The sequence below is a fragment of the Streptomyces oceani genome, assembly GCF_001751245.1.
Lineage (GTDB): Bacteria > Actinomycetota > Actinomycetes > Streptomycetales > Streptomycetaceae > Streptomyces > Streptomyces oceani.
The window spans coordinates 301,530-326,084 of record NZ_LJGU01000127.1; the positions used below are offsets into that span (position 1 = coordinate 301,530).

The 24,555-nt window shown below is 71.1% G+C and carries 18 protein-coding genes and 2 pseudogenes; 5 read left to right on the forward strand and 15 right to left on the reverse strand.

Annotated features, from left to right (window positions below; translation table 11 throughout):
• Positions 1-309: 309 nt before the first annotated feature.
• A complete protein-coding gene (locus AN216_RS14725) occupies positions 310-789 on the reverse strand; it encodes a hypothetical protein (protein WP_420855737.1) in 480 nt (159 codons plus the stop codon).
• Between the two features lie 344 nt (positions 790-1,133).
• Positions 1,134-2,276, reverse strand: a complete 1,143-nt coding sequence (gene proB / locus AN216_RS14730) for a glutamate 5-kinase (RefSeq protein ID WP_070197118.1) — start codon at positions 2,274-2,276, stop codon at positions 1,134-1,136.
• A gap of 445 nt (positions 2,277-2,721) precedes the next feature.
• On the opposite strand from proB, the gene AN216_RS14735 reads away from it, so the two are divergent.
• Positions 2,722-5,013, forward strand: coding sequence for a hypothetical protein (locus AN216_RS14735; RefSeq protein WP_244502465.1), 2,292 nt, complete (start codon positions 2,722-2,724; stop codon positions 5,011-5,013).
• A gap of 26 nt (positions 5,014-5,039) precedes the next feature.
• Here AN216_RS14735 and AN216_RS14740 read toward each other — a convergent pair whose 3' ends face one another.
• The 3 genes from AN216_RS14740 to AN216_RS14750 form a co-directional block, all read right to left on the reverse strand.
• Positions 5,040-5,831, reverse strand: coding sequence for a trimeric intracellular cation channel family protein (locus AN216_RS14740; RefSeq protein ID WP_070197119.1), 792 nt, complete (start codon positions 5,829-5,831; stop codon positions 5,040-5,042).
• Positions 5,832-5,950: 119 nt separating this feature from the next.
• On the reverse strand, positions 5,951-6,142 hold the full coding sequence (locus AN216_RS14745; protein WP_070197120.1) for a DUF397 domain-containing protein: 192 nt from the start codon (positions 6,140-6,142) through the stop codon (positions 5,951-5,953).
• Positions 6,143-6,176: 34 nt separating this feature from the next.
• Positions 6,177-7,031 (reverse strand): helix-turn-helix domain-containing protein, encoded by an 855-nt coding sequence (locus AN216_RS14750; protein WP_070197121.1) that lies wholly within the window; start codon positions 7,029-7,031, stop codon positions 6,177-6,179.
• Between the two features lie 98 nt (positions 7,032-7,129).
• On the opposite strand from AN216_RS14750, the gene AN216_RS14755 reads away from it, so the two are divergent.
• Positions 7,130-7,531, forward strand: a complete 402-nt coding sequence (locus AN216_RS14755) for an ATP-binding protein (RefSeq protein ID WP_070197122.1) — start codon at positions 7,130-7,132, stop codon at positions 7,529-7,531.
• A gap of 27 nt (positions 7,532-7,558) precedes the next feature.
• On the opposite strand, the gene AN216_RS14760 is transcribed toward AN216_RS14755, so the two are convergent.
• Both AN216_RS14760 and AN216_RS14765 read right to left on the reverse strand, forming a co-directional pair.
• The gene (locus AN216_RS14760; RefSeq protein WP_070197123.1) at positions 7,559-8,398 is read right to left on the reverse strand and encodes a putative protein N(5)-glutamine methyltransferase; all 840 of its coding nucleotides are present in this window, start codon (positions 8,396-8,398) and stop codon (positions 7,559-7,561) included.
• Positions 8,399-8,605: 207 nt separating this feature from the next.
• A complete protein-coding gene (locus AN216_RS14765; protein WP_070197124.1) occupies positions 8,606-9,277 on the reverse strand; it encodes a maleylpyruvate isomerase N-terminal domain-containing protein in 672 nt (223 codons plus the stop codon).
• Between the two features lie 308 nt (positions 9,278-9,585).
• Between AN216_RS14765 and AN216_RS14770 the strand changes: the two genes are divergently transcribed.
• Positions 9,586-11,358, forward strand: coding sequence for a sodium:solute symporter family protein (locus AN216_RS14770; protein ID WP_107401988.1), 1,773 nt, complete (start codon positions 9,586-9,588; stop codon positions 11,356-11,358).
• Positions 11,359-11,481: 123 nt separating this feature from the next.
• Here AN216_RS14770 and obgE read toward each other — a convergent pair whose 3' ends face one another.
• From obgE to AN216_RS14800, 7 genes and pseudogenes are all read right to left on the reverse strand, one after another.
• Positions 11,482-12,924: a GTPase ObgE gene (obgE, locus tag AN216_RS14775; protein ID WP_070197125.1), complete on the reverse strand. Its 1,443-nt coding sequence runs from the start codon at positions 12,922-12,924 to the stop codon at positions 11,482-11,484.
• A 387-nt stretch (positions 12,925-13,311) separates the two neighbouring features.
• Positions 13,312-13,566: a 50S ribosomal protein L27 gene (gene rpmA / locus AN216_RS14780; protein WP_070197126.1), complete on the reverse strand. Its 255-nt coding sequence runs from the start codon at positions 13,564-13,566 to the stop codon at positions 13,312-13,314.
• A 14-nt stretch (positions 13,567-13,580) separates the two neighbouring features.
• Complete coding sequence (gene rplU / locus AN216_RS14785; protein ID WP_070197127.1) at positions 13,581-13,904, reverse strand: 50S ribosomal protein L21; 324 nt, start codon at positions 13,902-13,904, stop codon at positions 13,581-13,583.
• Positions 13,905-15,205: 1,301 nt separating this feature from the next.
• A pseudogene (locus AN216_RS31290) lies at positions 15,206-15,769 on the reverse strand (ribonuclease E/G); the annotation flags it as partial.
• A pseudogene (locus AN216_RS14790) lies at positions 15,744-19,034 on the reverse strand (Rne/Rng family ribonuclease); the annotation flags it as partial. The pseudogenes AN216_RS14790 and AN216_RS31290, both read right to left, overlap by 26 nt.
• Before the next feature lie 238 nt (positions 19,035-19,272).
• Positions 19,273-20,046 carry a TIGR03936 family radical SAM-associated protein gene (locus AN216_RS14795; RefSeq protein ID WP_070197129.1) on the reverse strand — a complete coding sequence of 258 codons (774 nt, stop codon included), beginning with the start codon at positions 20,044-20,046 and terminating at the stop codon, positions 19,273-19,275.
• A gap of 239 nt (positions 20,047-20,285) precedes the next feature.
• Positions 20,286-20,819 (reverse strand): GNAT family N-acetyltransferase, encoded by a 534-nt coding sequence (locus tag AN216_RS14800; protein WP_070197130.1) that lies wholly within the window; start codon positions 20,817-20,819, stop codon positions 20,286-20,288.
• A gap of 367 nt (positions 20,820-21,186) precedes the next feature.
• Between AN216_RS14800 and AN216_RS14805 the strand changes: the two genes are divergently transcribed.
• The gene (locus tag AN216_RS14805; protein ID WP_070197131.1) at positions 21,187-21,750 is read left to right on the forward strand and encodes an SsgA family sporulation/cell division regulator; all 564 of its coding nucleotides are present in this window, start codon (positions 21,187-21,189) and stop codon (positions 21,748-21,750) included.
• A 327-nt stretch (positions 21,751-22,077) separates the two neighbouring features.
• Positions 22,078-22,527, forward strand: a complete 450-nt coding sequence (locus AN216_RS14810; protein WP_070197132.1) for a hypothetical protein — start codon at positions 22,078-22,080, stop codon at positions 22,525-22,527.
• Positions 22,528-22,589: 62 nt separating this feature from the next.
• Here AN216_RS14810 and AN216_RS14815 read toward each other — a convergent pair whose 3' ends face one another.
• Entirely contained in the window at positions 22,590-24,524 is a 1,935-nt protein-coding gene (locus AN216_RS14815; RefSeq protein WP_070197133.1) for a TIGR03960 family B12-binding radical SAM protein, read from the reverse strand.
• Positions 24,525-24,555: the final 31 nt, after the last annotated feature.

The following is a 24,555-nucleotide window of genomic DNA, read 5'->3' on the forward strand; positions in this document are numbered from 1 at the left end:
TGGCGCGTCGGGCGGTCGCGGTCACGGGGGTGTCGTCACGGCGCGCGCCTCCCGGGCGCGTGTCCGTGTGGTGCGGGTCCGCCGGGTGCGCGTCCCGCGTGGTCCGGGGCTCCGGGGCGGTGTCGCCCGGGCCGGCGGTGCTTCGGGCGTCCGAGAGGTCGCTGCTCATACCAGTAGCCTACGGCGGGTGTCATGCCGCCCCTCGCCTGTCCCAGGCTTCGAGACGACGTACGGACGGCCCGGAGGCCCGCGGCATTCGGCGCGGCCGGCCCCGACAGGCCAGCGGGCCATCCGACCGTCCCGGCGCGCTCAGTACGGATGCACTCCGACGGGTGTCACCGGCGCCGGGCCGTGACCCTCCGCGACCCGCTGGCGGTACGTCTCCCGGCCGATGACCTCGAGCCCGACGATCTCCCAGGGCGGTAGCCCGGCCGAGGACCGGTGCTCGCCCCACAGCCGCAACGCCACCGCCGCCGCGTCGTGCAGGTCGCGGGCCTCCTCCCAGTACCTGATCTCGGCGTGGTCGTTGGCGTACCGACTGGTCAGCAGGAACGGGTGGTCGTGCGCGAGCTGTTCCAGCGCCCGCCGCACCTCCCGTAGCGGAGCCTCCGCGCCGGAGACGCTCAGCGTGACGTGCCACATCCGCGCCGTCTCCTCCGGCTCGTGCCCGTCGGTGGTCGCCTCCCCCAACCGCACGGGCCAGGAGCCGGAGCGCTCGACTCCCGGCAGCGTCCCCGCCGCGCCGCCGGAGCTGGGGCCGTCCAACTCGACGCTTGCCAGTCGTCTCACCGGGCCTCCTCCTGAACTGCTGTCGGGTGTTCGCGCGTCTCGTACGCGCGTCGCAGCGTGCCGTTCGGTCTCCCTACGAGCCTTCGTGCCCGCTCCCGCGTCCGTGCCGCTGGTGCGACTCGCTCGCACCACAAAGTTGACCAGTCCGCGCGCGGCGGCGTGGCGCTTTTGCCGAAGGTGTCGGTGGAATGACCAGTCTTTCGCCAAACCCGTACGCAAATGACGGCGCCCGCCCCTCCCCCGCCCCTTCACGGCGCGCGGACAGTCGGCTCTCCCGCCCCGCGCACGCCGGCGCGCACGAACCCGCAGACCGGTACGGCCGCACGCCGTGCGTGCCGCGCGCGCTACGGGCGGCGCAGCACCACCAGGTCGTCCCGGTGCACGATCTCGCGCTCGTACGCCGGCCCCAGCTCCCGCGCCAGCTCCCGGGTGGAGCGGCCCATCAGCTGCGGGATCTCCCGCGCGTCGAAGTTCACCAGCCCGCGCGCGACCGGCTGCCCCCGCACGTCCCGCAACTCGACCGGATCGCCGGCCGAGAAGTCGCCACCCACCTCGACCACCCCCGCCGGCAGCAGCGAACCGCTCCGCTCCACCACCGCCCGTACCGCCCCGTCGTCGAGCGTCAACGCGCCGCGCGGCACCGAGGCGTGCGCCAGCCACAGCATGCGGCCGGTGGCGCGGCGGCCGGTCGGATGGAAGTACGTGCCCGTCTCCCCGCCGGTCAGCGCCTCCGCGGCGTGCACGGTGGAGGTGAGCAGCACCGGGATGCCGGCGGCGGTCGCGATCCGGGCGGCCTCTACTTTGGTGACCATGCCGCCGGTGCCTACACCGGCCTTCCCCGCGCTGCCGATCTCCACGCCGGCCAGGTCCGCGGCCCCGGTGACCTCGGTGATTCGGCTGCTGCCCGAGCTGGCGGGGTCACCGTCGTACAGCCCGTCCACATCGGACAGCAGCACCAGCAGGTCGGCCCGTACGAGATGCGCGACCAGCGCGGCGAGCCGGTCGTTGTCGCCGAAGCGGATCTCGTCGGTGGCGACGGTGTCGTTCTCGTTGACGATCGGTACCGCGCCCATAGCCAGCAGTTGCTCCAGGGTGCGGTAGGCGTTGCGGTAGTGCGCGCGGCGGCTGGTGTCGTCGGAGGTGAGCAGCACCTGCCCGACCCGGCGACCGTACCGGGCGAACGAGGCGGTGTAGCGCGCGACCAGGAGTCCCTGCCCGACGCTGGCCGCGGCCTGTTGTCGGGCCAGGTCCCGGGGGCGACGCTCCAAGCCGAGCGGCGCCAGCCCGGCGGCGATCGCCCCGGAGGAGACCAGGACGATCTCCCGCTCGACCGGCGCACCCGCGCTTTCCCCTCCCTCGGCGGACCCGGCCGGCTCCGCCGGAGCCCGTACGCCCTGCTGGGCCAGCACGTTCACCAGTGCGTCCACCCGATCCGCGTCCAACCCGCCGGCGGCCGTGGTCAGCGAGGAGGAGCCGACCTTGACCACGATCCGGCGCGCGCTCCGTACGCCCGAACGCCGCTGTTCCGTTTGCGCTGACACCTTCGCCCGTTCCCCTTGCCCGGGAGTGTTCTACGGCTCCCGACACCCGCTGATCACCGGTCGGACACGGACCGCGGCCGGCCGCCGCCCCAGCCGAGACGGACGGACCGTCGCGGGCTGGCGGACGCCCGTGGGCGTATCCACCACGCAAACCTATGCGAGCGGCGGGATCGGTGAACTGTCACGTTCGACTCGTGGACAGCGGGTGGAGGGCCGGTGTGCGCGGCCTGGCGCGCGAGCCGGGCCAGATCACGATTTGGGGTGTTTGGCATGCTGTGCGTAACCGCAAATTGTCATCCAGCCGGCCACCGTCATACGGTCAGTGGTCAGCCGACCGGCACCCGCGCCGCAGCCGTGCCCATCCGATCACCTCCTGCCAGGAGCCCATTCCGTGCCCTCTGCCCGACTCTCGTTTCGACGCGTCGTTCAGTTGGCGGCGCTCCTCGCGCTGCTGGTGCTCTACTCCGGGCAGCTGCTCGGCGCCCTGCTGCCGAACGTGCCGCTGCTCGTCGTCTCCTCCGCTGGCGGCCTCGCGCTCGACCTGTACCTGAACCACAAGCAGCCCGGCCTGCTGGCGCTACTCGGCAAGGTCCGGTTCGACCAGGTCACCCGTCAGCTGCTCCGGGACATGCTGGTCGTCATCGGGCTGGTGCGGCTGCCGAAGGTGGAACCGGTCGAGGAGATGGGCGTCGTCCCGCTGATCCTGGGCTGCTACGCCGCGCACTTCGCCTGCCAGGCCGTGGCCGTACTGGTGCGTCGCCGCCGCACGCTGCCCATCGTCACCCGGAACATCGACGCCTCCGCGCTCCGCCTCACGCCCGCGCCGCCCCGGCTGCTGCTGCGGCAGCCGAGCCGCCGGCTGCTGCGCTTCATGATCCCGTCCACCGCCGGGCTGTTGCTGACCGCCATCACCTCGGTGACCGCCTGGGCCCTCGTCGGACTGTCGCTGTCCCTGCTGCTGTCCGTCGGCAGCGCCGCCCATCTGGTGACCTGGCTGCTGCCGAAGAAGCGGCTGCCGAGTGACGAGAAGGTGCTGAAGTGGCTGGACGGTTGGCTGGCCGACTACCAGCCCACCGTCGGCATGTACTTCTCCGGCGGCGCCAGCTCCGCCTACCAGGCGAACATGTGGCTGGGCACGCTCGGCGCGCTGGACGGACGTCCGCTGATCGTCCTGCGGGAACGCTTCATGGTGCAGAAGATCGAGGCGACGGACGTGCCCATCGTCTGCATTCCCAAGGTCGCGCACCTGATGCACCTGGAGCACTCCACGCTGAAGGTCCTGCTGCACCCGGCGAACTCCGGCAAGACCTCGCAGGTGCTGCGAATCCCCACCATCAAGCACGCCTTCACCAACCACGGCGAGAGCGACAAGCTGTCCTCCTGCAACCCGTACGCCAAGGCGTACGACGAGGTATGGGTGGCCGGCCCGGCCGCGCGGGAGCGCTACCAGCTCGCGGACATCGGCGTGGACGACCGGGACGTACGGGAGGTCGGCCGGCCGCAGTTGGCGCCGATCGAGCCGTACTCCGGTCCGCCCGCCGCCGGCGGCTTCACCACGGTGTTGTACGCCCCCACCTGGGAGGGCTGGACGGACGACCCGGGCAACACCTCGGTCATCCTGGCCGGGGAGAACATCGTGCGGGAGCTCCTCGCCGATCCGGCCGTTCGGCTGCTCTACAAGCCGCATCCGATGACCGGCTCCGTCGATCCGCAGGCGGGCGCCGCCGACCGGCGTATCCAGGCGATGATCGCCGAGGCCAACGCGGCACGCTCGGGCAGTCGTCCGGGCCCCGAGGCGGAAGCGGAACTCGCCCGCCGGACAGCCGAGTTGGACAACCTGACCACCACCGCGTTCCGCCAGAGCGCGGACGAGGCCGAGCGAATGCTGCGGCAGTCCAGTCCGGACAGCGAGCAGGCCACGGCCCTGGAGGCGGCGCAGCGGGCCTGGGAGGCGGCGTACTGGGCGTCCCTGCCGGAGTGGGAGCACCAGGTCATCACCGGCCCGCGCCCGGGCATCTACCCCTGCTTCAACCAGGCGGACCTGCTGGTGAGCGATGTCTCCAGCGTCGTCTCGGACTATCTGAGCAGCGAGAAGCCGTACGCGGTCGCCAACACCAGCGGCCGGTCGACGGAAGCCTTCCAGGCCGGCTTCCCGACCGTGCGGGCCGCGACCATCCTCTCCCCGAAGGCGACCGAGGTGCCGGAACTCCTGGCCTCCGTACGGGCTCCGGAGCGGGACGCGCTCGCCGACGAGCGTGCCCGGCTCAAGGTGGAGCTGCTCGGTCCCTCGGACCCGCCCTCACTGGTCCGCTTCAACCAGGCCACGCTCGACCTGTGCGCGGCGGCGGAGGCCCGCAACACGCGCGCCGCCGCCCGTATCGAGCACGAGGGCACCGGCGGGCACGAGGCGGAGCAGGCCGCCGAGGAGAACGAACTGGACCCCGCCGACCGGCCGGTGACCGAGCGTGACCCGGTGACCGACAGGGCCGAGGACGTCGACGACATCGATGACGAAGCTGGCGAGCCCGGTGACGAGGCCACCGACGTGCACGGCCCGGCGTCCGAGTCGGACACCCACGGCGCGGAACTCGCCGAGAGTGCCGACACGGAGAGCCTCGGGGCGGAGGACGCGCCGGGTGCGACTGACGCGGCGGACGTGGCGCCCGGCACCGCGAACCGGTGAACGGTTGACGAGACGGTCGGGACCGCTCACTCCCGCGAGCCCGGACTTTCCTCGGGAGCTTCCTCCCCGGGGCAGTCTGGTTCCGCCTGGCGGTCCTTCCGGCCCCTACGGCCTCCGTGCCGCTTGTCTCCGGCTTCTCGTGGCCGCCGGCGTACCCGCGCGTACGCCGAACTCGGCCTCCAGTCCCGGTCGCTGGGCAGCACCCAGTCCCGGCTCAGCGCCGTAAGCCGCAGGACGGTGCCGACGAGGATGCCCACCACGAGCCCGATGGTCGGCGCGCCCAGCTCCGTGGAGAGCACCAGCACGCCGGCGACGAGCAGCGCGACGGAGGCGTACAGCTGGTTGCCGCCGAAGATCCCCGGCCGACCGGTGAGCAGCAGGTCCCGTACGGCACCACCGCCGACCGCCGTGGTCATGCCGAGCAATAGCGCCGGCAGCCAGCCGAGCCCGGCCTCCAGGGTCTTCTGCGCCCCGGCGACCGCCCAGAAGCTGAGGACCGTGGCATCCAGCAGGTTGAACGTACGGCTGGAAGTGTGCCGGCGCAGATCCAGCACGAAGGCCAGCAGAGTGCCGGCGGTGGCCGTGGGCAGATAGGCGTGGTCCGTGAGGGCGACCGGGGTGCCGTGCTGGAGCAGCACGTCACGGATGATGCCGCCGCCGAGCCCGGAGACGATGCCGATGATCAGGAAGCCGAACAGGTCCAGGTCCCGGCCTCGGGCGAGTACGCCGCCGAGTAGCGCGTTGGCGAAGACCCCGACCAGGTCGAGGTATCGGGTCACCTCCGTCACGGTCTCCGGTGACAGCCAGGACAACGGCATGAGGTCGGCCTCCTTCGCGGCACGTGGTTCCGCGGTGCACTACACCGCGGGCGTGCCCGCGAGATCAGCGGACCCACGCACCGGATTCCACCCTGTGCGGGTGGACGAGTGGTGGCAGCTCAGGGGGCGGCGTGTCGCAGGAACGCCGTGAACGCCGGGGCGGAGACCGTGAGGTGGGGGCTGTCCGGGCGCTTGGAGTCCCGGACGGCCACGGCGCTGGCGAGACGGGCGGTCTCGACGCACGAACCGCCGGTGTCGCTGCTGTGGCTGGACTTGCGCCAGGCCGCCGCGCCCAGCGTCGCGCACTCCACGCACGAACCCCCATCATCACCGCTGTAACTCGACTTACGCCACTGGATCGGGGCCTGGCTCGGGACCGTGCGCATAGCGTTCCTCCATGACGTGGGCGATCAGGCGGGCCGACTCCACCGGGGACAGGGCGGTGGCCCGCAGCAGATCGTAACGGAGCGAACGCGCCCGGACATGCCGTGGATCGGCGGTCGCCCAACCCTCCTCGTAGCCCTCCATATAGGCGATGCTCGCCTGGGCCGGGAAGGAGAAGATATCGAAGGAGCCCTTGAGTCCCGTGTGCTCGCCGGTGGTGAAGGGCAGCACCTGGATCTGTACGTCCTCCCGGTCCTGGTAGCTCAACAGGCGGGCCAGTTGCTCCCGCATCACCTCCCGGCCACCGATCTCCCGATACAGCACCGCCTCGTCCAACACCGTCCACAGCACGGGTGGTTCGACCCGCTCCAGGATGCGCTGCCGATCCAGTCGGGCCTCCACGCTGGCGTCCAGCCCGTTTCCCGGCTGCCGCATGACGCCGAGCACCGCGCGCGCGTACGCCTCCGTCTGCAACAGACCGTGCACCAGCTGTGCCTGGAACACCTGGATCTCCCGCGCCGTCTCCTCCATGTGCGCGGTCTGCTGGAACCACGCGGGCAACCGGCTGCGCTTGGCCGGCTCCCAGGCGCGGAGCAGTGCGCCGTCCGCGCCCAAGGCCGTGTCCAGACGCGGGACGTGCTCCCCCTTCGGAATCCGCACGGCGGTCTCCACCTGCCCGATCATGGAACCGGTCAGATAGACGATGTCGCCGAGCTGTTCCAGCGTGAGGCCGGCGGCCTCACGCAGTCGGCGGAGTTCGGAGCCGAAGTAGTGGAGCGGTGAGGCCCCCGGGTCGAGACGCTTGATGTTGGGCATACGCCGCCCCTCGTACGACGGGCGGCACAGCGCCCGTAGTTGGTTTCACGCCATGGCCCAGCGTAATCGACCCACTACACACTTGCCCCGTGAATCCGATGACCGAGGAACCACTCCCCCAGCCACCACGGCAGTACCGCGTCACGCTGACCGTCGGCGACCACTCGCCACGCCATCTGCGCCGCGTCGCCCGCGCCCACACCCGCGCGTGGGGGCTGGAACAGCTCGCCGACGCGGCGGAGTTGGCGCTGACCGAGCTGACGACGAACGTGCACCGGCACACCCCGGACCGCTGGTGCGTGGTCACCCTCATCCACACCCTGACCGGCCTGCGTATCGAGGTGTACGACCACTCCCCGATCATCCCGGTGCCGCTGCGCGCGGACGAACTGGCGGAGAGCGGGCGGGGGCTGGCCCTGGTCGCCCTGCTCACCGACAAATGGGACGTCACGCTGCACCGGATCGGCAAGACGGTCTGGTGCGAACTGCTGGACGCCTGACCACACCCGACCGTCGTACGCCTGTGCTCAGTCAGGCCGCTCGTCGGAGCCCGGACGCCCCGTGCCATCGGGCCGCAGCCCCAGCACCACCGAGGCCTCCCACTCCTCGTCGACGCGCACCCGAGGCAGCAGCCCGCTCTCCGCGAGGAGGCACACCGCCGTGGCCGCCTGCCGCTCCCCGGTCTCCACCAGCAGCGCGCCACCCGGCGCCAACCAGTCAGGGGCCTCGGCCGCCACCCGGCGCAGCACGTCCAGCCCGTCCGTACCGCCGTCCAGCGCGGTACGCGGCTCGTGGTCCCGGGCTTCCGGCGGCAGCAGGGCGACCTCCTCGCTGGGGACGTACGGCACGTTCGCGGCCAGGATGTCCACGCGACCGCGCAGCCGGTCGGGCAGCGCGGCGTACAGGTCGCCCTCGTACACCCGTCCGCCCGCCGCCGCGAGGTTGTCGCGGGCGCAGCGCACGGCCGCCGGGTCGCTGTCCGAGGCGTGCAGCTCCCGTAGCGGGAGGGCTGCGGCCAGTGCGGCGCCGAGCGCGCCCGTACCGCAGCACAGGTCCACCACGACGGGTGCCGTCGATGCCTCACGGCCGAGCGCGAGGGCCTGCCGCACCAGAAACTCGGTGCGGCGGCGTGGCACGAACACGCCCGGTGCGACGCTGATCCGGCGGCCGTGGAACTCGGCCCAGCCGAGCACCTGCTCCAGCGGGAAGCCGCTGACGCGGCGATCCAGCAGGCGGGCCAGCTCGGTGCGGTTCGCGGCGGCGTCCAGCAGCAGCCGTGCCTCGTCCTCGGCAAAGACGCAACCGGCGGTGCGGAGTCGGGAGACGAGCGTGTCGAAGGGGATCGAAGGTGTCGAGGAAGCCGACATGTGGTGCCTTTCGGGATGCCCGGGGGGCTCCCGAGTCACCGGGAGGCGGCGACCGTACGGCTGTGGGGAGGGAGCCCCTGACCTGCGCTGGCGGTAACGGGACTCACCTCCTCGGACGTCGTCTGTGCGAAGCCGTCACGCTATCGGATCTCGCGGGTGCAGTCACACCCGTCGGTAACCGGGAGCCCGGCTCCGCCTCCGTCCGGACTAGGCGCGTGGCTCGCCGTACCAGCGCCAGTTCTCCCGGTGTCCGTGCCCCGGCAGTGAGATCCGTCCGGTCGCCCACAACAGCGTCGGCCACGGTTCCGCTTCGTCGTACGACACGTCCGGGAACAGCCGTGTCAGGACGCGTGCGCACAGGTCCGCTGGTGGCGACCAGTCAAATTCCAGCCCGAGGGCGAGGTCGTGGGTGTGCACGAGGGTCTCCACGATGCCCATGGCGGCGAAGCCCTCGGCGTCGGAGACCCCCATGGAGTGAAAGGCCCGTATGTGCGGGGGCGTCGCGCCGGCTATGGCGACGAGCAGCGCGCCGCTCCCCTCCAGCAGCCACAGCAGTCCTGGTACGCCGCCCGCCGCCCGGTCCGCGTGCACGGCCTCCTCCGGGCCGCCGTCGCGGCGGCTCGAGCCGGCCAGGGAGACGTAGCTGTCCTCGGGTTTCGAGACCGCGCCGAGCTGCAGGGCGTATCCCAGCAGGTCATCGCACAGGTGTTCGGTGGTCTCCCAGCATGTCCAGGTGAGCGAACCGGCGTCGCTGTCCCAGCGGCTGGGGTCGGTCGGTGCGCTGCGGAGCGCCGTGAGGGCCAGGTGCAGGGCTTGCCGCAGGTCCTCGGACGTGACGGGGCCGGCTGGATACGGCGGGGCTTCGGACGGGTGATCCATGACCGGGACGCTAGCCGGAGCCGGTCGCGTTGTCCGGTGAGTTTTCTCCGGTGAAGGCGTGTGCCTACGAAGCCGCGTCCGCCGTACACGACGCCGACGGGCTCCGCTCCGTGGGCACACGCCTCGGCACGTCGGTGACCGCGCAAGGTTTTCCACAGGCACTTCCGAGGGCTTGGCGCCGCTGTTAGTTTCTGGCTCGCGCGATCCTCATGAGCACCCAGACAGCCCGTTCGCCCCGATGCGAACGGCAACACGCATCATCCCGTCAGGCAGCCGATGCCTTTGGTCACGTACAGGGAGCACAGCCGATGGTGGGACTGGCAAACTCCGGGCTCCGACTGGACGCCACACCGCTCGACTACGCCATTCTCGGGGCGTACTTCGCCGTGGTGCTCGGCATCGGGATCGTGGTGCGCCGACGCGTGCGGAACAGCCTCGACTTCTTCCTCTCCGGCCGCTCGATGCCCGCCTGGATCACCGGCATCGCGTTCGTCATGGCGAACCTCGGCGCGATCGAACTCATCGGCATGACCGCGAACGGCGCACAGTACGGCCTTCCGACGCTGCACTACTACCTCATCGGCGCGATCCCCGCGATGGTCTTCCTGGGGCTCGTCATGATGCCGTTCTACTACGGCTCCAAGGTGCGCAGCGTCCCGGAGTTCCTGCGACGCCGGTTCGGTCCGGGCGCGCACCTGTTCAACGCCCTGAGTTTCACGGTCGCGTCGCTGCTCATCGCGGGGGTCAATCTCTACGCGCTGGCGCTCATCGTGAACGTCCTGCTGGGCTGGCCGATAGCCGTGTCGATCGTGGTGGCGGCGGCACTGGTGCTCAGCTACATCACCCTGGGCGGACTGACGGCCGCCATCTACACCGAGGTGATGCAGTTCTTCGTGCTCCTCGCCGGGCTCGTGCCCATGACGGTGCTGGCGCTGCGCGAGATCGGCGGCTGGCAGGGGCTCGTGGATCGTATCGAGCGGAACCCGGGCAGTTCGGAGCAGTTGAGCGCGTGGCCCGGGACGGAGCTGACCGGCCTGGAGAATCCGGTGCTCAGCGTCATCGGCATCGTCTTCGGGCTCGGCTTCGTGCTCTCCTTCGGGTACTGGACCACGAACTTCGCCGAGGTCCAACGCGCCATGTCGGCCAAGGACATGTCCGCGGCGAAGCGGACCCCGCTCATCGGCGCGTACCCGAAGATCCTGGTGCCCGTGGTGATCGTCCTGCCGGGCATGATCGCCGGGGTGCTGTCCCCGGAGCTGGCGAAGCTGAAGGCGGGTGAGAGCAGCGACCTCACGTACAACGACGCGTTGCCGTACCTCATGGCGGAGTTGCTGCCCACCGGCTTCCTCGGCATCGCGGTCGCCGGTCTGATGGCTTCCTTCATGGCAGGGATGGCGGCGAACATCAGCTCGTTCAACACCGTCTTCACGTACGACCTGTGGCAGGACTACGTCGTCAAGGGCCGGGAGGACGGGTACTACCTCTCGGTCGGCCGCTGGGTGACGGTCATCGGCAGCGTGCTGGCCGTCGGCACGGCCTTCATCGCCGCCGGCTACAGCAACATCATGGACTACATCCAGGCGCTGGCCTCCATCTTCAACGCCCCGCTGTTCGCCACCTTCATCATCGGCATGTTCTGGAAGCGTATGACGCCCGCCGCCGGCTGGAGCGGTCTGGTGGCGGGCACGGCCGCGGCGCTCGCCGTCTATGTGGCCTCCGAGACCGGGGTGCTCGAGCTGCCCGGTCAGGGTGCCAGCTTCCTCGGGGCGTCCCTGGCCTTCGTACTGGACGCGCTGGTCACCGTCCTCGTCACGCTGCGGACCCGGCCGAAGCCGCAGGAGGAACTCGTCGGGCTGGTCTACGGCCTGGGCAAGATACCGGCGGACGGCTCTGGCACGGACCGGATAGCCGGAGCGCCGGAGGCGGCCGCCGTGGAAGCCAGAACGGTCACGGAGGGGGCGGGCGGCACGGAAACGGAGGGAGAGGGCACGACCGGCAAGCCGAGTTGGTATCGCCGCGCGGACGTTCTCGGTGTCAGCGCGCTCGTCCTGGCGGCTCTGTGCTACGTACTGGTGGGCTGACGCGAGTCCGCTCGGCTGACGCGAGTCCGCCCGGTGGAGGGCCGCTCGATCGACTGGTTCACCCGCGTCCGGGCCCCGGACCACCTTCTGACCCTACGGCTCCCGGGCGCGGGCAGCCGTAGCTCAGGCGAACGGGTCGAAGTCGTCGAACTCCCGGGCCACCTCGTCCCGCTGGGCCTCCCGGTCCCGGCGACGGTGCCCCGCGGGCCGTACGGTGTCCATCCGGTGGTCCTCGCCGCGCCGGCCGAGCATCTCAGCGCCGGAGCCCAGCGCGGGCTCCCAGTCGAAGACGACCGCGTCGTCCTCCGGCCCGATGGCGACCCCGTCACCCTCCCGGGCGCCCGCCTTCACCAACTCATCCTCCACGCCAAGCCGATTGAGCCGGTCGGCGAGGTAACCAACGGCCTCGTCGTTGTTGAAATCGGTCTGCCGTACCCAGCGTTCGGGCTTCTCGCCCCGCACGCGGAAGAGTCCGTCCGCCTCCTGGGTCACGGTGAACCCGGTGTCGTCCACCGCCCTCGGACGGATGACGACCCGGGTGGCCTCCTGCGCCGGCCGTGCCGCACGGTCGTCCTCGACGATCCCGCCCATGGCGTACGCCAACGCGTCCAAGCCGCGGTGCGCGACCGCCGACACCTCGAAGACCCGATGGCCACGCGCCTCGATCTCCGGACGGATGATGTCCGCGAGGTCCTGGCCATCCGGGATGTCGACCTTGTTGAGCACCACCAGGCGCGGCCGGTCCGCCAGGCCGGCGCCGTACCGCGCGAGTTCCTCCTCGATGGTGTCCAGGTCGGACAGCGGGTCACGGTCGGACTCGAGTGCCGCGCAGTCCAGCACGTGCACGAGGACCGAGCAGCGCTCCACGTGCCGCAGGAACTCCAGGCCGAGGCCCTTGCCCTCGCTGGCACCGGGGATCAGGCCGGGCACGTCGGCGACGGTGTAGACGGTCGAACCAGCGGTGACCACGCCGAGGTTGGGCACCAGGGTGGTGAACGGATAGTCGGCGATCTTCGGTTTCGCCGCCGAGAGCACGGAGATCAGCGAGGACTTGCCCGCCGACGGATAGCCGACCAGCGCCACATCCGCGACCGTCTTCAGCTCCAGCACGAGGTCCCGGCTCTCGCCGGGCTCGCCCAGCAGCGCGAATCCGGGTGCCTTGCGCCGGGCGGAGGCCAGCGCGGCGTTACCCAGCCCGCCCCGTCCGCCACGCCCGGCGATGAAGGTAGTGCCCTCACCGACCAGGTCGGCCAGCAACCGCCCCTGCCCGTCCAGCACCACGGTGCCGTCCGGTACCGCCAGCGTCAGGTCGTCGCCGTCCTTGCCCGAGCGGTGTCCGCCCTCGCCGGGACGGCCGTTGGTGGCCTTGCGGTGCGGCCGGTGATGGTAGTCGAGCAGGGTGGTCACGCTCTGGTCGACCACCAGGACGATGTCCCCGCCCCGGCCGCCGTTGCCACCGTCCGGGCCGCCCAACGGCTTGAACTTCTCCCGATGCACGGAGGCGCAGCCGTGGCCCCCGTTGCCCGCGGCGACACGCAATTCGACGCGGTCCACGAAGGTGGTCATGACGGTGGCCTCCCGGCGTACTTGTACAGGGATGAGTGCGGATGTGCCGTGCTTGCTGATGCCGTGCTTGTTGATCTCGCGCTTGCTCGTGTCGTACGGACGGTCGGGCGACGGGTGACAACTCCCCGCGGAGCGGCGGGTATCCGCACCGCGCCTCGGACCGGCACCGTGCTCCGATCGCCCGGCGTGCTGCCGTGCCGGAGATGGACAGCCGGCAGTGAAGGCAGCATGCCCGGTACCCGCCGCGCCCCTTACGGACCTTATCCGCCACGACGGGGAAGCAGACCTTCCCCGTGGCCCACCGGCTCGAAACGCACCGAGGGCGGCGCCGCCCCCGTACGGGAACGGCGATCCGCCCTCGGAATGTCTCGCTGACCGGCCGGCTGGTTACTCAGCCGGAACGACGTTCACGACCTTGCGGCCACGCCGGGTGCCGAACTGCACCGCGCCAGCGTCCAGCGCGAACAGCGTGTCGTCGCCGCCACGGCCGACACCCGATCCGGGGTGGAAGTGCGTGCCGCGCTGCCGGACGAGGATCTCGCCCGCCTTGACGACCTGGCCACCGAACCGCTTGACGCCGAGGTACTGCGGGTTGGAGTCGCGACCGTTCCGGGTGGACGATGCGCCCTTCTTGTGTGCCATGTGTTCTCAGTCCCTTACTTCGCGGCGGGGGCGGGGATGCCCGTGATCTTCAGCGCGGTGTGCAGCTGGCGGTGACCGATGCGCTTCTTGTAACCGGTCTTGTTCTTGTACTTCTGAATCCGGATCTTCGGACCCTTGTGGTGGTCCACGACCTCGGCCTGAACCTTCACACCCGCCAGCACCCACGGGTCGCTGGTGACGGTCTCGCCGTCCACGACGAGCAGGGTCGAGAGTTCGACGCTGTCGCCGACCTTGCTCTCGGGCTTGCGGTCTACCTCGATGACGTCGCCCACAGAAACCTTCTGCTGGCGCCCGCCGGTGCGCACGATCGCGTACACGCGGAACTCTCTCTCGCTCGGTTCGGGGCCCCTGATGCCAGCCGCCCGCACGGACGGTGTCCGCGACTGATCCGGTACGGGATTGAGCGGCCTCTCCACGGCGCACGGGATCGTACACACCCAGGAGGGAAGTGCTCAGGAGCATGACGTGCCTGTCCAGACACGCCGAAAGTCAAGATTACGGTGCCGCTGACCTGGTGGTCAAACCAGGTCAGCGGCACCGGCCGTCAGTCCTCTCGCTGCTCAGCCGCCGAGACGTCAGCGGGTGACTCGGGCGACCCCTCGGCTGCCGCTGCGTCCTTCTTCTCAGCCGATTTCGCGGTGGCCTTCTTGGCTGTCTTCTTGACCGCCTTGGCCGGCTCCTTCTTGGCTGTCTTCTTAGCGGCCTTGGCCGGCTCCTTCTTAGCGGCCTTCTTCGTGGCCTTGGCTGTGCCCGCGGCCCCCGACTCCTCGGCAGCCGGTTCACACGCGGCCGGTTCGCCAACTGCCGACCCCGAGCCGGTCTCCGCCGCGGCCACCTTCCTCGCGGCTGCCTTCGTCGCCGTGGTCTTCTTGGCGGCCTTCTTCGCGGCGGCCTTCTTCGCCGGCGCTGAGCCAGTCGGCTCCCCCGCGGCAGCCGGTGCCGGTTCGATCACCGTGCCGTCGCCGCCCGCTTCGCCTCCCGCGGGGGAGCCGGCGGGCGCGGTCACCGTACGCGTGACCCGCCGCCGTGCGCGTACGGGTGCGGCGGTGCCAGCACCTTCGGCCTGTCCCGACTCACTCGCCTGATCCTGCTGCACCCCCTGGGCAGCGTTCTCGGAAGTCCCGGCAGGCGGAACCACGATGGCGGACTCCTCCGTCGCCGCCGGCGAGCCGGCCGGAGCGGTCGCCTTGCGACTGACCCGACGACGCGGACGCGACGTGCCGGACGCAGCGGCCTCCGACGGGCCGTCGGCCGGCCGCGGCGAAGTAGCGGACACTCCGTTGGCGGCGGCTCCGTGGGCGGACGCTTCCGAGCCGGCGGCGTCACCATCGACGGCCGAGGCGTCAGGTGCGCCGTTCACGCTCACCTCGTGGCCACCACCGGTTCCCTCGTCCACGGGCACCGTCACCGCCGTGTCCACCGTCTCGGCCCCCTTCGGGGCGCCAGCGGGCGCACTGGCCTTCCGGCTCGCCCGGCGACGCGTACGCCCCGGATCGCGGTGTTCCACACCCTCCTCGCCGGCCGGCGCGGGCGCGGGCGCGGGTGTCGAAGCTCCGACCGACGGCTCGGTGACGCTTTCCGGCTCCGACTCCTGACGCCGCGGCTGGCTCTCCACGCCAGCCGCCGTACCCGTCTCCTCAGCGTCCGGGGCCACGGGGGCGGGCGATCCCGCCGGGGCACTCGCCCGACGGCTCGCCCGGCGCCGCGAACGGCCTCCACGAGAAGCCGCCCTCTCGGCCTCCGCGGCACTACTGAAAAGGTCCTCATCCGGTACGAACGCGGGCTCGGGAAGCGCCTTCGGTGCCGCGACCTCGGCTTCGACCTCGGCGACCGACTCTGTCTCGCCCTCGGAGGTCGCCCGATCCTCCGACGCGTCGGCCGCGGCCGGCTGCGCCGTGGGAGCGGCGGCCGTCTTCTGCTTGCCGCGCTTGCCCTTCTTGCCCCCGCCGTTTCCACCGTTGCCGCCACCGCCGCCCACGGACTGCGGCTGCTCCATGTGCACCGTCAGGCCACGGCCGTTGCAGTGCGGGCAACTCTCGGAGAACGACTCCAGCAGCCCCTGCCCGACCCGCTTCCGGGTCATCTGCACCAGGCCCAGCGAGGTGACCTCGGCCACCTGGTGCTTCGTACGGTCCCGGCCGAGACTTTCCAACAACCGGCGCAGCACGAGGTNGCGGCTGGCTCTCCACGCCAGCCGCCGTACCCGTCTCCTCAGCGTCCGGGGCCACGGGGGCGGGCGATCCCGCCGGGGCACTCGCCCGACGGCTCGCCCGGCGCCGCGAACGGCCTCCACGAGAAGCCGCCCTCTCGGCCTCCGCGGCACTACTGAAAAGGTCCTCATCCGGTACGAACGCGGGCTCGGGAAGCGCCTTCGGTGCCGCGACCTCGGCTTCGACCTCGGCGACCGACTCTGTCTCGCCCTCGGAGGTCGCCCGATCCTCCGACGCGTCGGCCGCGGCCGGCTGCGCCGTGGGAGCGGCGGCCGTCTTCTGCTTGCCGCGCTTGCCCTTCTTGCCCCCGCCGTTTCCACCGTTGCCGCCACCGCCGCCCACGGACTGCGGCTGCTCCATGTGCACCGTCAGGCCACGGCCGTTGCAGTGCGGGCAACTCTCGGAGAACGACTCCAGCAGCCCCTGCCCGACCCGCTTCCGGGTCATCTGCACCAGGCCCAGCGAGGTGACCTCGGCCACCTGGTGCTTCGTACGGTCCCGGCCGAGACTTTCCAACAACCGGCGCAGCACGAGGTCCCGGTTGGACTCCAGCACCATGTCGATGAAGTCGATCACGATGATGCCGCCCAGGTCGCGCAGCCGGAGTTGACGCACGATCTCCTCGGCCGCCTCCAGGTTGTTCCTGGTGACCGTCTCCTCCAGGTTGCCGCCCTGGCCGGTGAACTTGCCGGTGTTCACGTCGACGACCACCATCGCCTCCGTCCGGTCGATCACCAGCGAACCGCCGCTGGGCAGCCAGACCTTGCGATCCAGCGCCTTCATCAGCTGTTCGTCGATCCGGTAGGTGGCGAAGACGTCCACCTCGGAGGTCCACCGCTGCAGCCGCTCCACCAGGTCGGGCGCCACGTGGGAGACGTAGTCGTGGATCGTCTGCCAAGCCTGCTCGCCACTGACGATGACCTTGGAGAAGTCCTCGTTGAAGATGTCCCGGACGACCCGCACCGTCATGTCCGGCTCGCCGTAGAGCAGCGTGGGGGCGTTGCCCTTGCGCGCCTTGCCCTGGATCTCCTCCCACTGCGCCTGCAGCCGCTCGACGTCGCGGCGCAGCTCGTCCTCGCTGGCGCCCTCGGCCGCGGTCCGTACGATGACGCCGGCGTCCTCCGGGACGACCTTCTTCAGGATCTGCTTGAGGCGGGTGCGCTCGGTGTCCGGGAGCTTCCGGCTGATGCCGGTCATCGAGCCCTCGGGGACGTACACCAGATAGCGACCCGGCAGCGAGACCTGGCTGGTGAGCCGAGCGCCCTTGTGCCCGATCGGGTCCTTGGTGACCTGTACCAGCACCGACTGGCCGGACTTCAGCGCGGTCTCGATCCGCCGTGGACCGCCGGACATGCCCAGCGCCTCGAAGTTCACCTCGCCCGCGTACAGCACGGCGTTGCGTCCCTTGCCGATGTCGACGAACGCCGCCTCCATCGACGGCAGGACGTTCTGCACCTTGCCGAGGTAGACATTGCCGACGTACGAGGTGGTCTGCTCCTTGTTCACGAAGTGCTCCACCAGGACGTCGTCCTCGAGCACCCCGATCTGCGTACGCTCGCCCTGCTCCCGCACGACCATCACCCGCTCGACGGCCTCGCGGCGAGCCAGGAACTCGGCCTCGCTGATGATCGGTACCCGCCGACGGCCCTGCTCGCGTCCCTCACGGCGACGCTGCTTCTTGGCTTCCAGCCGCGTGGAACCCTTGATCGACTGCACCTCGTCGCTGGGCTCGGCGTCCTTCTTCTTGCGCGGTTCCCGGACCTTGACGACCGTACGCTCCGGGTCGTCCTGGTCGGCCGGACCCTCGTTGCTGTCGCCGCTGCGTCGACGGCGCCGTCGACGACGCCGGGAGCTGCTGTGCGAGCCGCTCCCGGACTCCTCCTGGTCGTCCTTGCCCTCCCCGGAGTCCGTGGAGTCGGAGTCCTCATCAGCGTCGCCGGACTCACCGGAGTCAGCCGAGCCGGCCGCCCGGGCCTCGCCGGGCCCAGCGGCGCCCTCCTGACGCCGCCCGCCGGCGGCGCCGTCGCCGGAGTCCTCCGCGCCGTCCGTGCTCTCGCCACGCCGCCGGCGACGACCACCGCGTCGACGGCGGCGGGCGGGGCGCTCCTCGGAGTCCCCGTCCTCACCATCCTCAGCCCGCTCGGCACCCTCGGCGTCCTCGGGCTCAGCGGCGGTGCCGCGCTGTCCGGCGGCGCCGCCATGGTCGGTGCCGGGGGCCTCGTCCACGGACCGCGAGGCCGTCCGCGCCGTCGCGCCGTCCTCACCATCCTCGCCGCCACCGGCACGGCGCCGCCGACGCCCACGCTGCGGCGGCTCCGCGTCCGTCTCGGACTCTCGCGCCGACTGCTCGGAGCGTTCCGCCCCGCCCTCGGTCTCCGCCGACTGCCGCGCCGCCGCTTCTGCCGCCGCGCTCTGCGGGGTCTGGAACATCGGCTCCGTGAAGACCGGAGCCTGGAAAACCGCCATCGGCGGAACCCCACGGGTGCGACCGGGCGGGCCCTCTCGACGGTCCGCGGACCTCCTTCCGGAACTCCCCTCCTGAGCGGTCCCCCCAGCGCCCTCGGCGCTCTCCGCCGGCTCGGCGGGTGCGGGACCCTCAGCCGACGGCCTGCGCACGGCACGCCGTCGGGTACGCCCGCGGGCGGCCTGCTCGCTGTCGCTCCCGGTGTCGGAGTCCGCGTCGCCACCGCCGGCGGCGTCGCCGGAATTCCCAGGTGCGCTCGCCTCGGCCGTGGCCTCCGAGGTGCTGGCAGGCGGCGCGGCACTGGCCGCTGCCTCGCCCTGACCAGCCGCCTCGGCGGATGCGGCGCCGGCACGGGTGCTCGTAACAGCACGGCGGCGAGTACGGCGCGCTGGCTCCGTCGGAGTCTCCGGCTCCGCGGCGCGGGTCCCCCCCGCGGCCGCTTCGGAACCGGCGTCGTCGCTGACCTGTGGAGTCCCCGCCGGCGCCGCGGCGCGACGCCGCGCTCGCCGCTGCGGCGGCCTCACGGCGGAGGCTCCGGTGGCCGCTTCCATCGGTGCTTCGGATGGAGCCTCAGAAGGCTCCTGAGCCGTCGATGTGACAACCGTCTCGGTCGACTGCTCCACTCCGGCGGACGGCGGCCCGGCGGGCCGGGACGCCGCTCGGCGCTTACGCGGCGGCAGGGTGTCACCTGGTCCGCCGGGGTCCGATACGGCTGGCGGTTTCGTGTTGTTCTCGGCGCTCTCCGCGGAAGCGGAGTCCTTGGGCTCGAGCATGCGGGCTGTTCTCCCGTCAGGCTCCCGGGCGCCACGCCGTGTCCGGGCGGCCCGCCTACAGTCCGTGGGCCGCGCCGGGGCGCGGGCGCCGCACGGGAGCTCCTTGTCTCACTCGCCGGTTCCGTCCCGAGGGGCTCGGCTACGGCGAAAGTCTCCTGGTCAGTGCACTCGCCTGCCGGACAGCTACCCGAGTGGCTCTCTGGCGCGTGCGTCGGCGGCGGCGTGTTTGGCGGCGTTCCTACGCGGTGAGCGCCCCTGGGTACTCCGGGGGGACCCCACTCGGCGCCGTCGCGACGTGGGATGCGTCGCGGTCGGGCGCAAGCGGGTCCGTCACCGTGCCGGTCTCCTCATCGAGCGGCCCCTGCGCCAGCCTGGTCACCGCTACCGGGACCGGCGGCGCCAGGTCGGCCACAGCTCGGAGGCCAGACAGGACGTCGTCGGGTCGTACGGCAGGTGTCAGGTGCCGTACCACCAAGCGCAGTATCGCACAGGCCGGCGCCTCAGGCCCATGGCCCTCCGGCTGCTCGGCGGTCAGAGCGATCACCGCGGCCCGTGCGTCGAAGGTTCGGTTTCCTTTCTTGGTCTTCCGGGTGACCTCGATGGACTCGGTCGCCAGGAACGCCGTGACGGCCCGCCGGGCCTCCTCCTCCGGCACTCCCTCCAGCCGCAGCTCCCAGCGGGACGCCTGCAGGCGGTCGGCGAAATCGGATGTACCCGCCTCCACTGCCTCGACGAGGTCGAGCCCGGACGGCATGCACGCGTCGAGCGTCGCCCGCAACTCGTCCGGCGCGCAACGCCGGGTGAGGGCGATCTCCAGGTACTCCGCCTCGCTGCCCGTGCCGGTCGGTGCGGCGTTGGCGTACGAGACCTTCGGGTGCGGGCTGAATCCGGCGGAGTACGCCATGGGCACCTCGGCCCGGCGCAGCGCCCGCTCGAACGCCCGCTGGAAGTCACGATGGCTGGTGAACCGGAGGCGGCCTCGCTTGGTGTAACGCAGACGCATGCGCTGCACCGCGGGTGCGGGCGGCGGGCCTTCGGGCTGTCGCTTGCCCAGTGCTTCTCTCCTCGGTGCAGGGCGGCGCCCGCGGTCGGGCCGACCGCCCGTGGTGTGCGGTTTGCGTAATCGGGCCTCTGCACGAGGCGCCACGGGGGCGGAGATCCACACGCCGCGCTGCCGCATTGTGCGGATGATCCTCCCGCCCAGGGTACGCGTACCGGTCGGGCATACGGCTCAGGGCCGGTACGGCGGGCTCAGTCGGTGGCGATCCAGTACCGCAGCTTGGCACCACGCCGGTCCTCGAGAAGACCACCACAGTTCTCGATCACCCGACGCGAGGCGATGTTGTCGGTGTCGCAGGTGACCAGCACGGAGCCGAGGCCGAGGTACCGGGCGCGGGGCAGCGCGGCACGCAGCATCGCGGTGGCGTGTCCCCGGCGGCGGGCGGCGGGGCGTACGTCGTAGCCGATGTGGCCGCCGTAGTCACGGAGGAAGTCGTTGAGTTCATGCCGGATCGCGATACGGCCGAGGTAGTTCGCCGCCTCGAGATACCACAGCGTGGTGCAGCGCACGAAGCCGTCCCGAGCGGGAGCGCGTGCCTCCGCGCGCAGCTCGGCGACATGGCGAGCGAACACCGCCGGGTCATGCCAGCGCTGGCCGTACGCCCGCAACGCGCTCCCCATACTCGTCCGGTCCGTCGCCGCTCCTCGTCCCTCAGCAGCGAACTCGCCCATGGCGGTGAGGAAGGAGGCGTGTACGTCGGTCGTCGGCTCGGTCAGCTCAGGCATACCCCAGTCTCCCGAAGCACGGCGTCGGGGTCCAGCGGCTTCCAACCCGTGCGGACTTGCCCAACGGCAACGGGCGCGGCCCGCCGACCGGGCGGCGTCGAGGCCGAGTTGAGCCGCGCCGAACCCACGGACCGTCGCAAGGGAGGGCTGATGGCCGGCCACGCGGCGTACACTCCTGTTGTCCGCAGCGCCACTCCTGTCGTCCTCCGAGGACCCGGAGCTTAAGCGAAACACCATCGTCCGCGACCCCGGCGGCGATCTGTCCACGGAACGGCCCGTGACACGCGAGTCACCGCGATTGCCGGTCACCGGCATCAGCACGACGACCAACGGCCGACGACCACCGAGTCGAGAGAGGACACGAGCGATGGGCGATGAGAAGAAGGGATCACACGGCATAGCACACGACGCCCAGCAAGCCCGCCGCGTGTGGCTGGAGCAGCGGCTGGAACTCCGCCTGGTGTTGTCGGAGGAGTGCAAGGTGCCGCTGGACGCCCAGTTCACCTACGCGAGCCACGAACCGTACGCCGTCCGGCTGGTCTTCCACCTGGAGACCCAGGAGCCCGTGCACTGGGTGTTCGCGCGGGACCTCCTCACCGAGGGGATGACCCGGATGACGGGCCACGCTGACGTACGGGTATGGCCCTCCCCGGACGAGTCCACCCTCTGTCTGTTGCTGGAGAGCCAGCAGGGCCGCGCGCTGCTCGAGGCGCCGGCCGCCAACCTGGGCCACTGGCTCGCGCTCACCCACGAAGTCGTCCCAACCGGGCAGGAAGGCCGTTTCCTCGACGTCGACTCCGTGTTGGAGCAGCTTCTGCCCACCCCGGGTGCCTCCGGTCCCGGAGCCCACACGGCGCCGAACGAGCCCGCGGACGGGCCCGAGAGCCCCGGCAACGGCGCGTGGGGACCGGGGAACTCCGAACAGGGCTGATCCGCCGGGTCGAATCGACGGCGCGCCAGCACCGTGTGGAGGCTGGAGTCGCGCCGCGTTCAAGGGCAGTTGGGCAGGCCTCCCGCTGTGCCAGTCGTGGCGTGGTGACGTGTTCGTGGCGGCGTGTCGTACGTGCCCGTGACCGTCGTGGACCCGCCCTGACGAGCCGTCACTGCAGCGAACCAAGGGGGCCGTTCGGTCCCTTTTCCGAGCCAAACGAGTGACCATGAGCGCTGCCGTCGGGGCGAACCGTGGAGAGCCGACAAGACTGCCCGGGCTCCCTTTGGTTGGGAGCTTCCTTTTCGACATCACGAGATTGAGGAACCCATGAAGAACCTCGCGCGCGCCGCGGCCACCGTGGGCGCCATCATCGGCATCGCCGCGTTCGCAGCCCCGGTGGCCTCCGCGGCCTCGACGGCCCCCCAGGCCACCCCGGCCTCGCACGCTCCTGCCGCCGCTCCGCAGCAGACGGCCCCCCAGCAGTCCGCACAGCAGGCGACGCCGCAGAGCGCCCCGCAGGACTCGAAGTCGCACCCCGCGAAGGCGCAGATCGACGACATCACCGTCTACTACGTCCAGGGCGACGCCGTGATGGCGCAGGAGAACGGCCCGGGTGACCAGGCCAACTACCTGACCAAGGACTCCAAGCACGTCTCCCAGCCCGCGCAGAACGAGGCCATCAAGACCGGTGACATCAAGCCGTCGGTCGTGGGCAAGCACAACACGGTGCCCGTCGAGGTCGAGGGCTCCGAGCAGGACCAGGGCCAGGCTTCCTGAAGTCCGCCCCTCCGTCCCGGTGTCCGGGTCACCGGGACGGAGGGACCGCTCCCGCTCCCGTCCTAGGCGGTGTCGTTGACGACCGTCAGTGGCAGCAGCTTCTTGCCCGTCGGCCCCACCTGGATCTCGGTGTCCATCTGCGGACAGACCCCACAGTCGAAGCAGGGGTCCCAGCGGCAGTCGGGCACCTCGGTCTCGTCCAGGGCGTCCTGCCAGTCCTCCCAGAGCCAGTCCTTGTCCAGCCCCGAGTCCAGGTGGTCCCACGGCAGGACCTCCTCGTACGAACGCTCCCGGGTGGTGTACCAGTCGACGTCCACGCCCTGCGGCGGCAGCGCGGTCTGGGCAGCGGCCATCCACAGGTCGTAGCTGAAGTACTCCCGCCAGCCGTCGAACCGGCCACCACGCTCGTACACCTCCCGGATCACCGCGCCGACCCGGCGATCGCCCCGGGAGAGCAGGCCCTCCACCACGCCGGGCTTCCCGTCGTGGTAGCGGAAGCCGATGGAGCGGCCGTACTTCTTGTCGCCGCGAATCCGCTCCCGCAACTTCTCCAGCCGGGCGTCGGTCTCCTCCGCGGACAACTGCGGCGACCACTGGAAGGGAGTGTGCGGCTTGGGCACGAAGCCGCCGATGGACACGGTGCAGCGGATGTCGTTGGAGCCGGCGACCTCCCGGCCCTTGGCGATGACCCGGGTCGCCATGTCGGCGATCTGCAGCACGTCCTCGTCGGTCTCGGTGGGCAGCCCGCACATGAAGTAGAGCTTCACCTGCCGCCAGCCGTTCCCGTAGGCGGTGGCGACCGTGCGGATCAGGTCCTCCTCGGAGACCATCTTGTTGATGACCTTGCGGATACGCTCGCTGCCGCCCTCGGGCGCGAAGGTCAGGCCAGACCGACGGCCGTTCCTGGTCAGCTCGTTCGCCAGGTCGACGTTGAAGGCGTCCACCCGGGTGGAGGGCAGGGACAGGCCGACCTTGTCCTCCTCGTACCGGTCGGCGAGGCCCTTGGCGATGTCGCCGATCTCGCTGTGGTCCGCGGAGGACAGCGACAGCAGGCCGACCTCCTCGAAGCCGGTGTTCTTCAGACCCTTGTCCACCATGTCGCCGATGCCGGTGATGCTCCGCTCCCGCACCGGACGCGTGATCATGCCGGCCTGGCAGAACCGACAGCCGCGCGTACAGCCCCGGAAGATCTCCACGGACATCCGCTCGTGCACGGTCTCCGCGAGCGGCACCAACGGCTGCTTCGGGTACGGCCACTCGTCCAGGTCCATGACGGTGTGCTTGGAGACCCGCCAGGGGACCCCGCTGCGGTTCGGTACGACGCGGGCGATCCGGCCGTCCGGCAGATACTCCACGTCGTAGAACTTCGGCACGTACACCGAGCCCGTGCGGGACAGTCGGAACAGCAGCTCGTCCCGGCCACCCGGACCGCCCTCCGCCTTCCAGGACCGGATGATCTCGGTGACCTCCAGCACCGCCTGCTCGCCGTCCCCGACGACCGCGCAGTCCAGGAAGTCCGCGACCGGCTCCGGGTTGAACGCCGCGTGGCCGCCGGCGATCACCAGCGGGTGGTCCTCCGTACGCTCCCGGGACTCCAGCGGGATACCGGACAGTTCCAGGGCGGTCAGCAGGTTGGTGTAGCCCAGCTCGGTCGCGAACGAGACGCCGAGCACGTCGAACGCGCCGACCGGGTGGTGCCCGTCCACGGTGAACTGCGGGACCTCGTGCTCCCGCATGAGCTTCTCCAGGTCCGGCCAGACGCTGTAGGTGCGCTCCGCCAGGACTCCCTCACGCTCGTTGAGTACCTCGTAGAGGATCATGACGCCTTGGTTCGGCAGTCCCACCTCGTAGGCGTCCGGATACATCAACGCCCACCGGACCTCGGCGGCGTCCCAGTCCTTGCTGGTGGAGTTCAGCTCGCCGCCGACGTACTGGATCGGCTTCTGGACGTGTGGGAGAAGGGCCTCCAGGCGGGGGAAGACCGACTCGACAGACATGGGGTTCCTCGGCTCAGACTCAGGGCTCGGG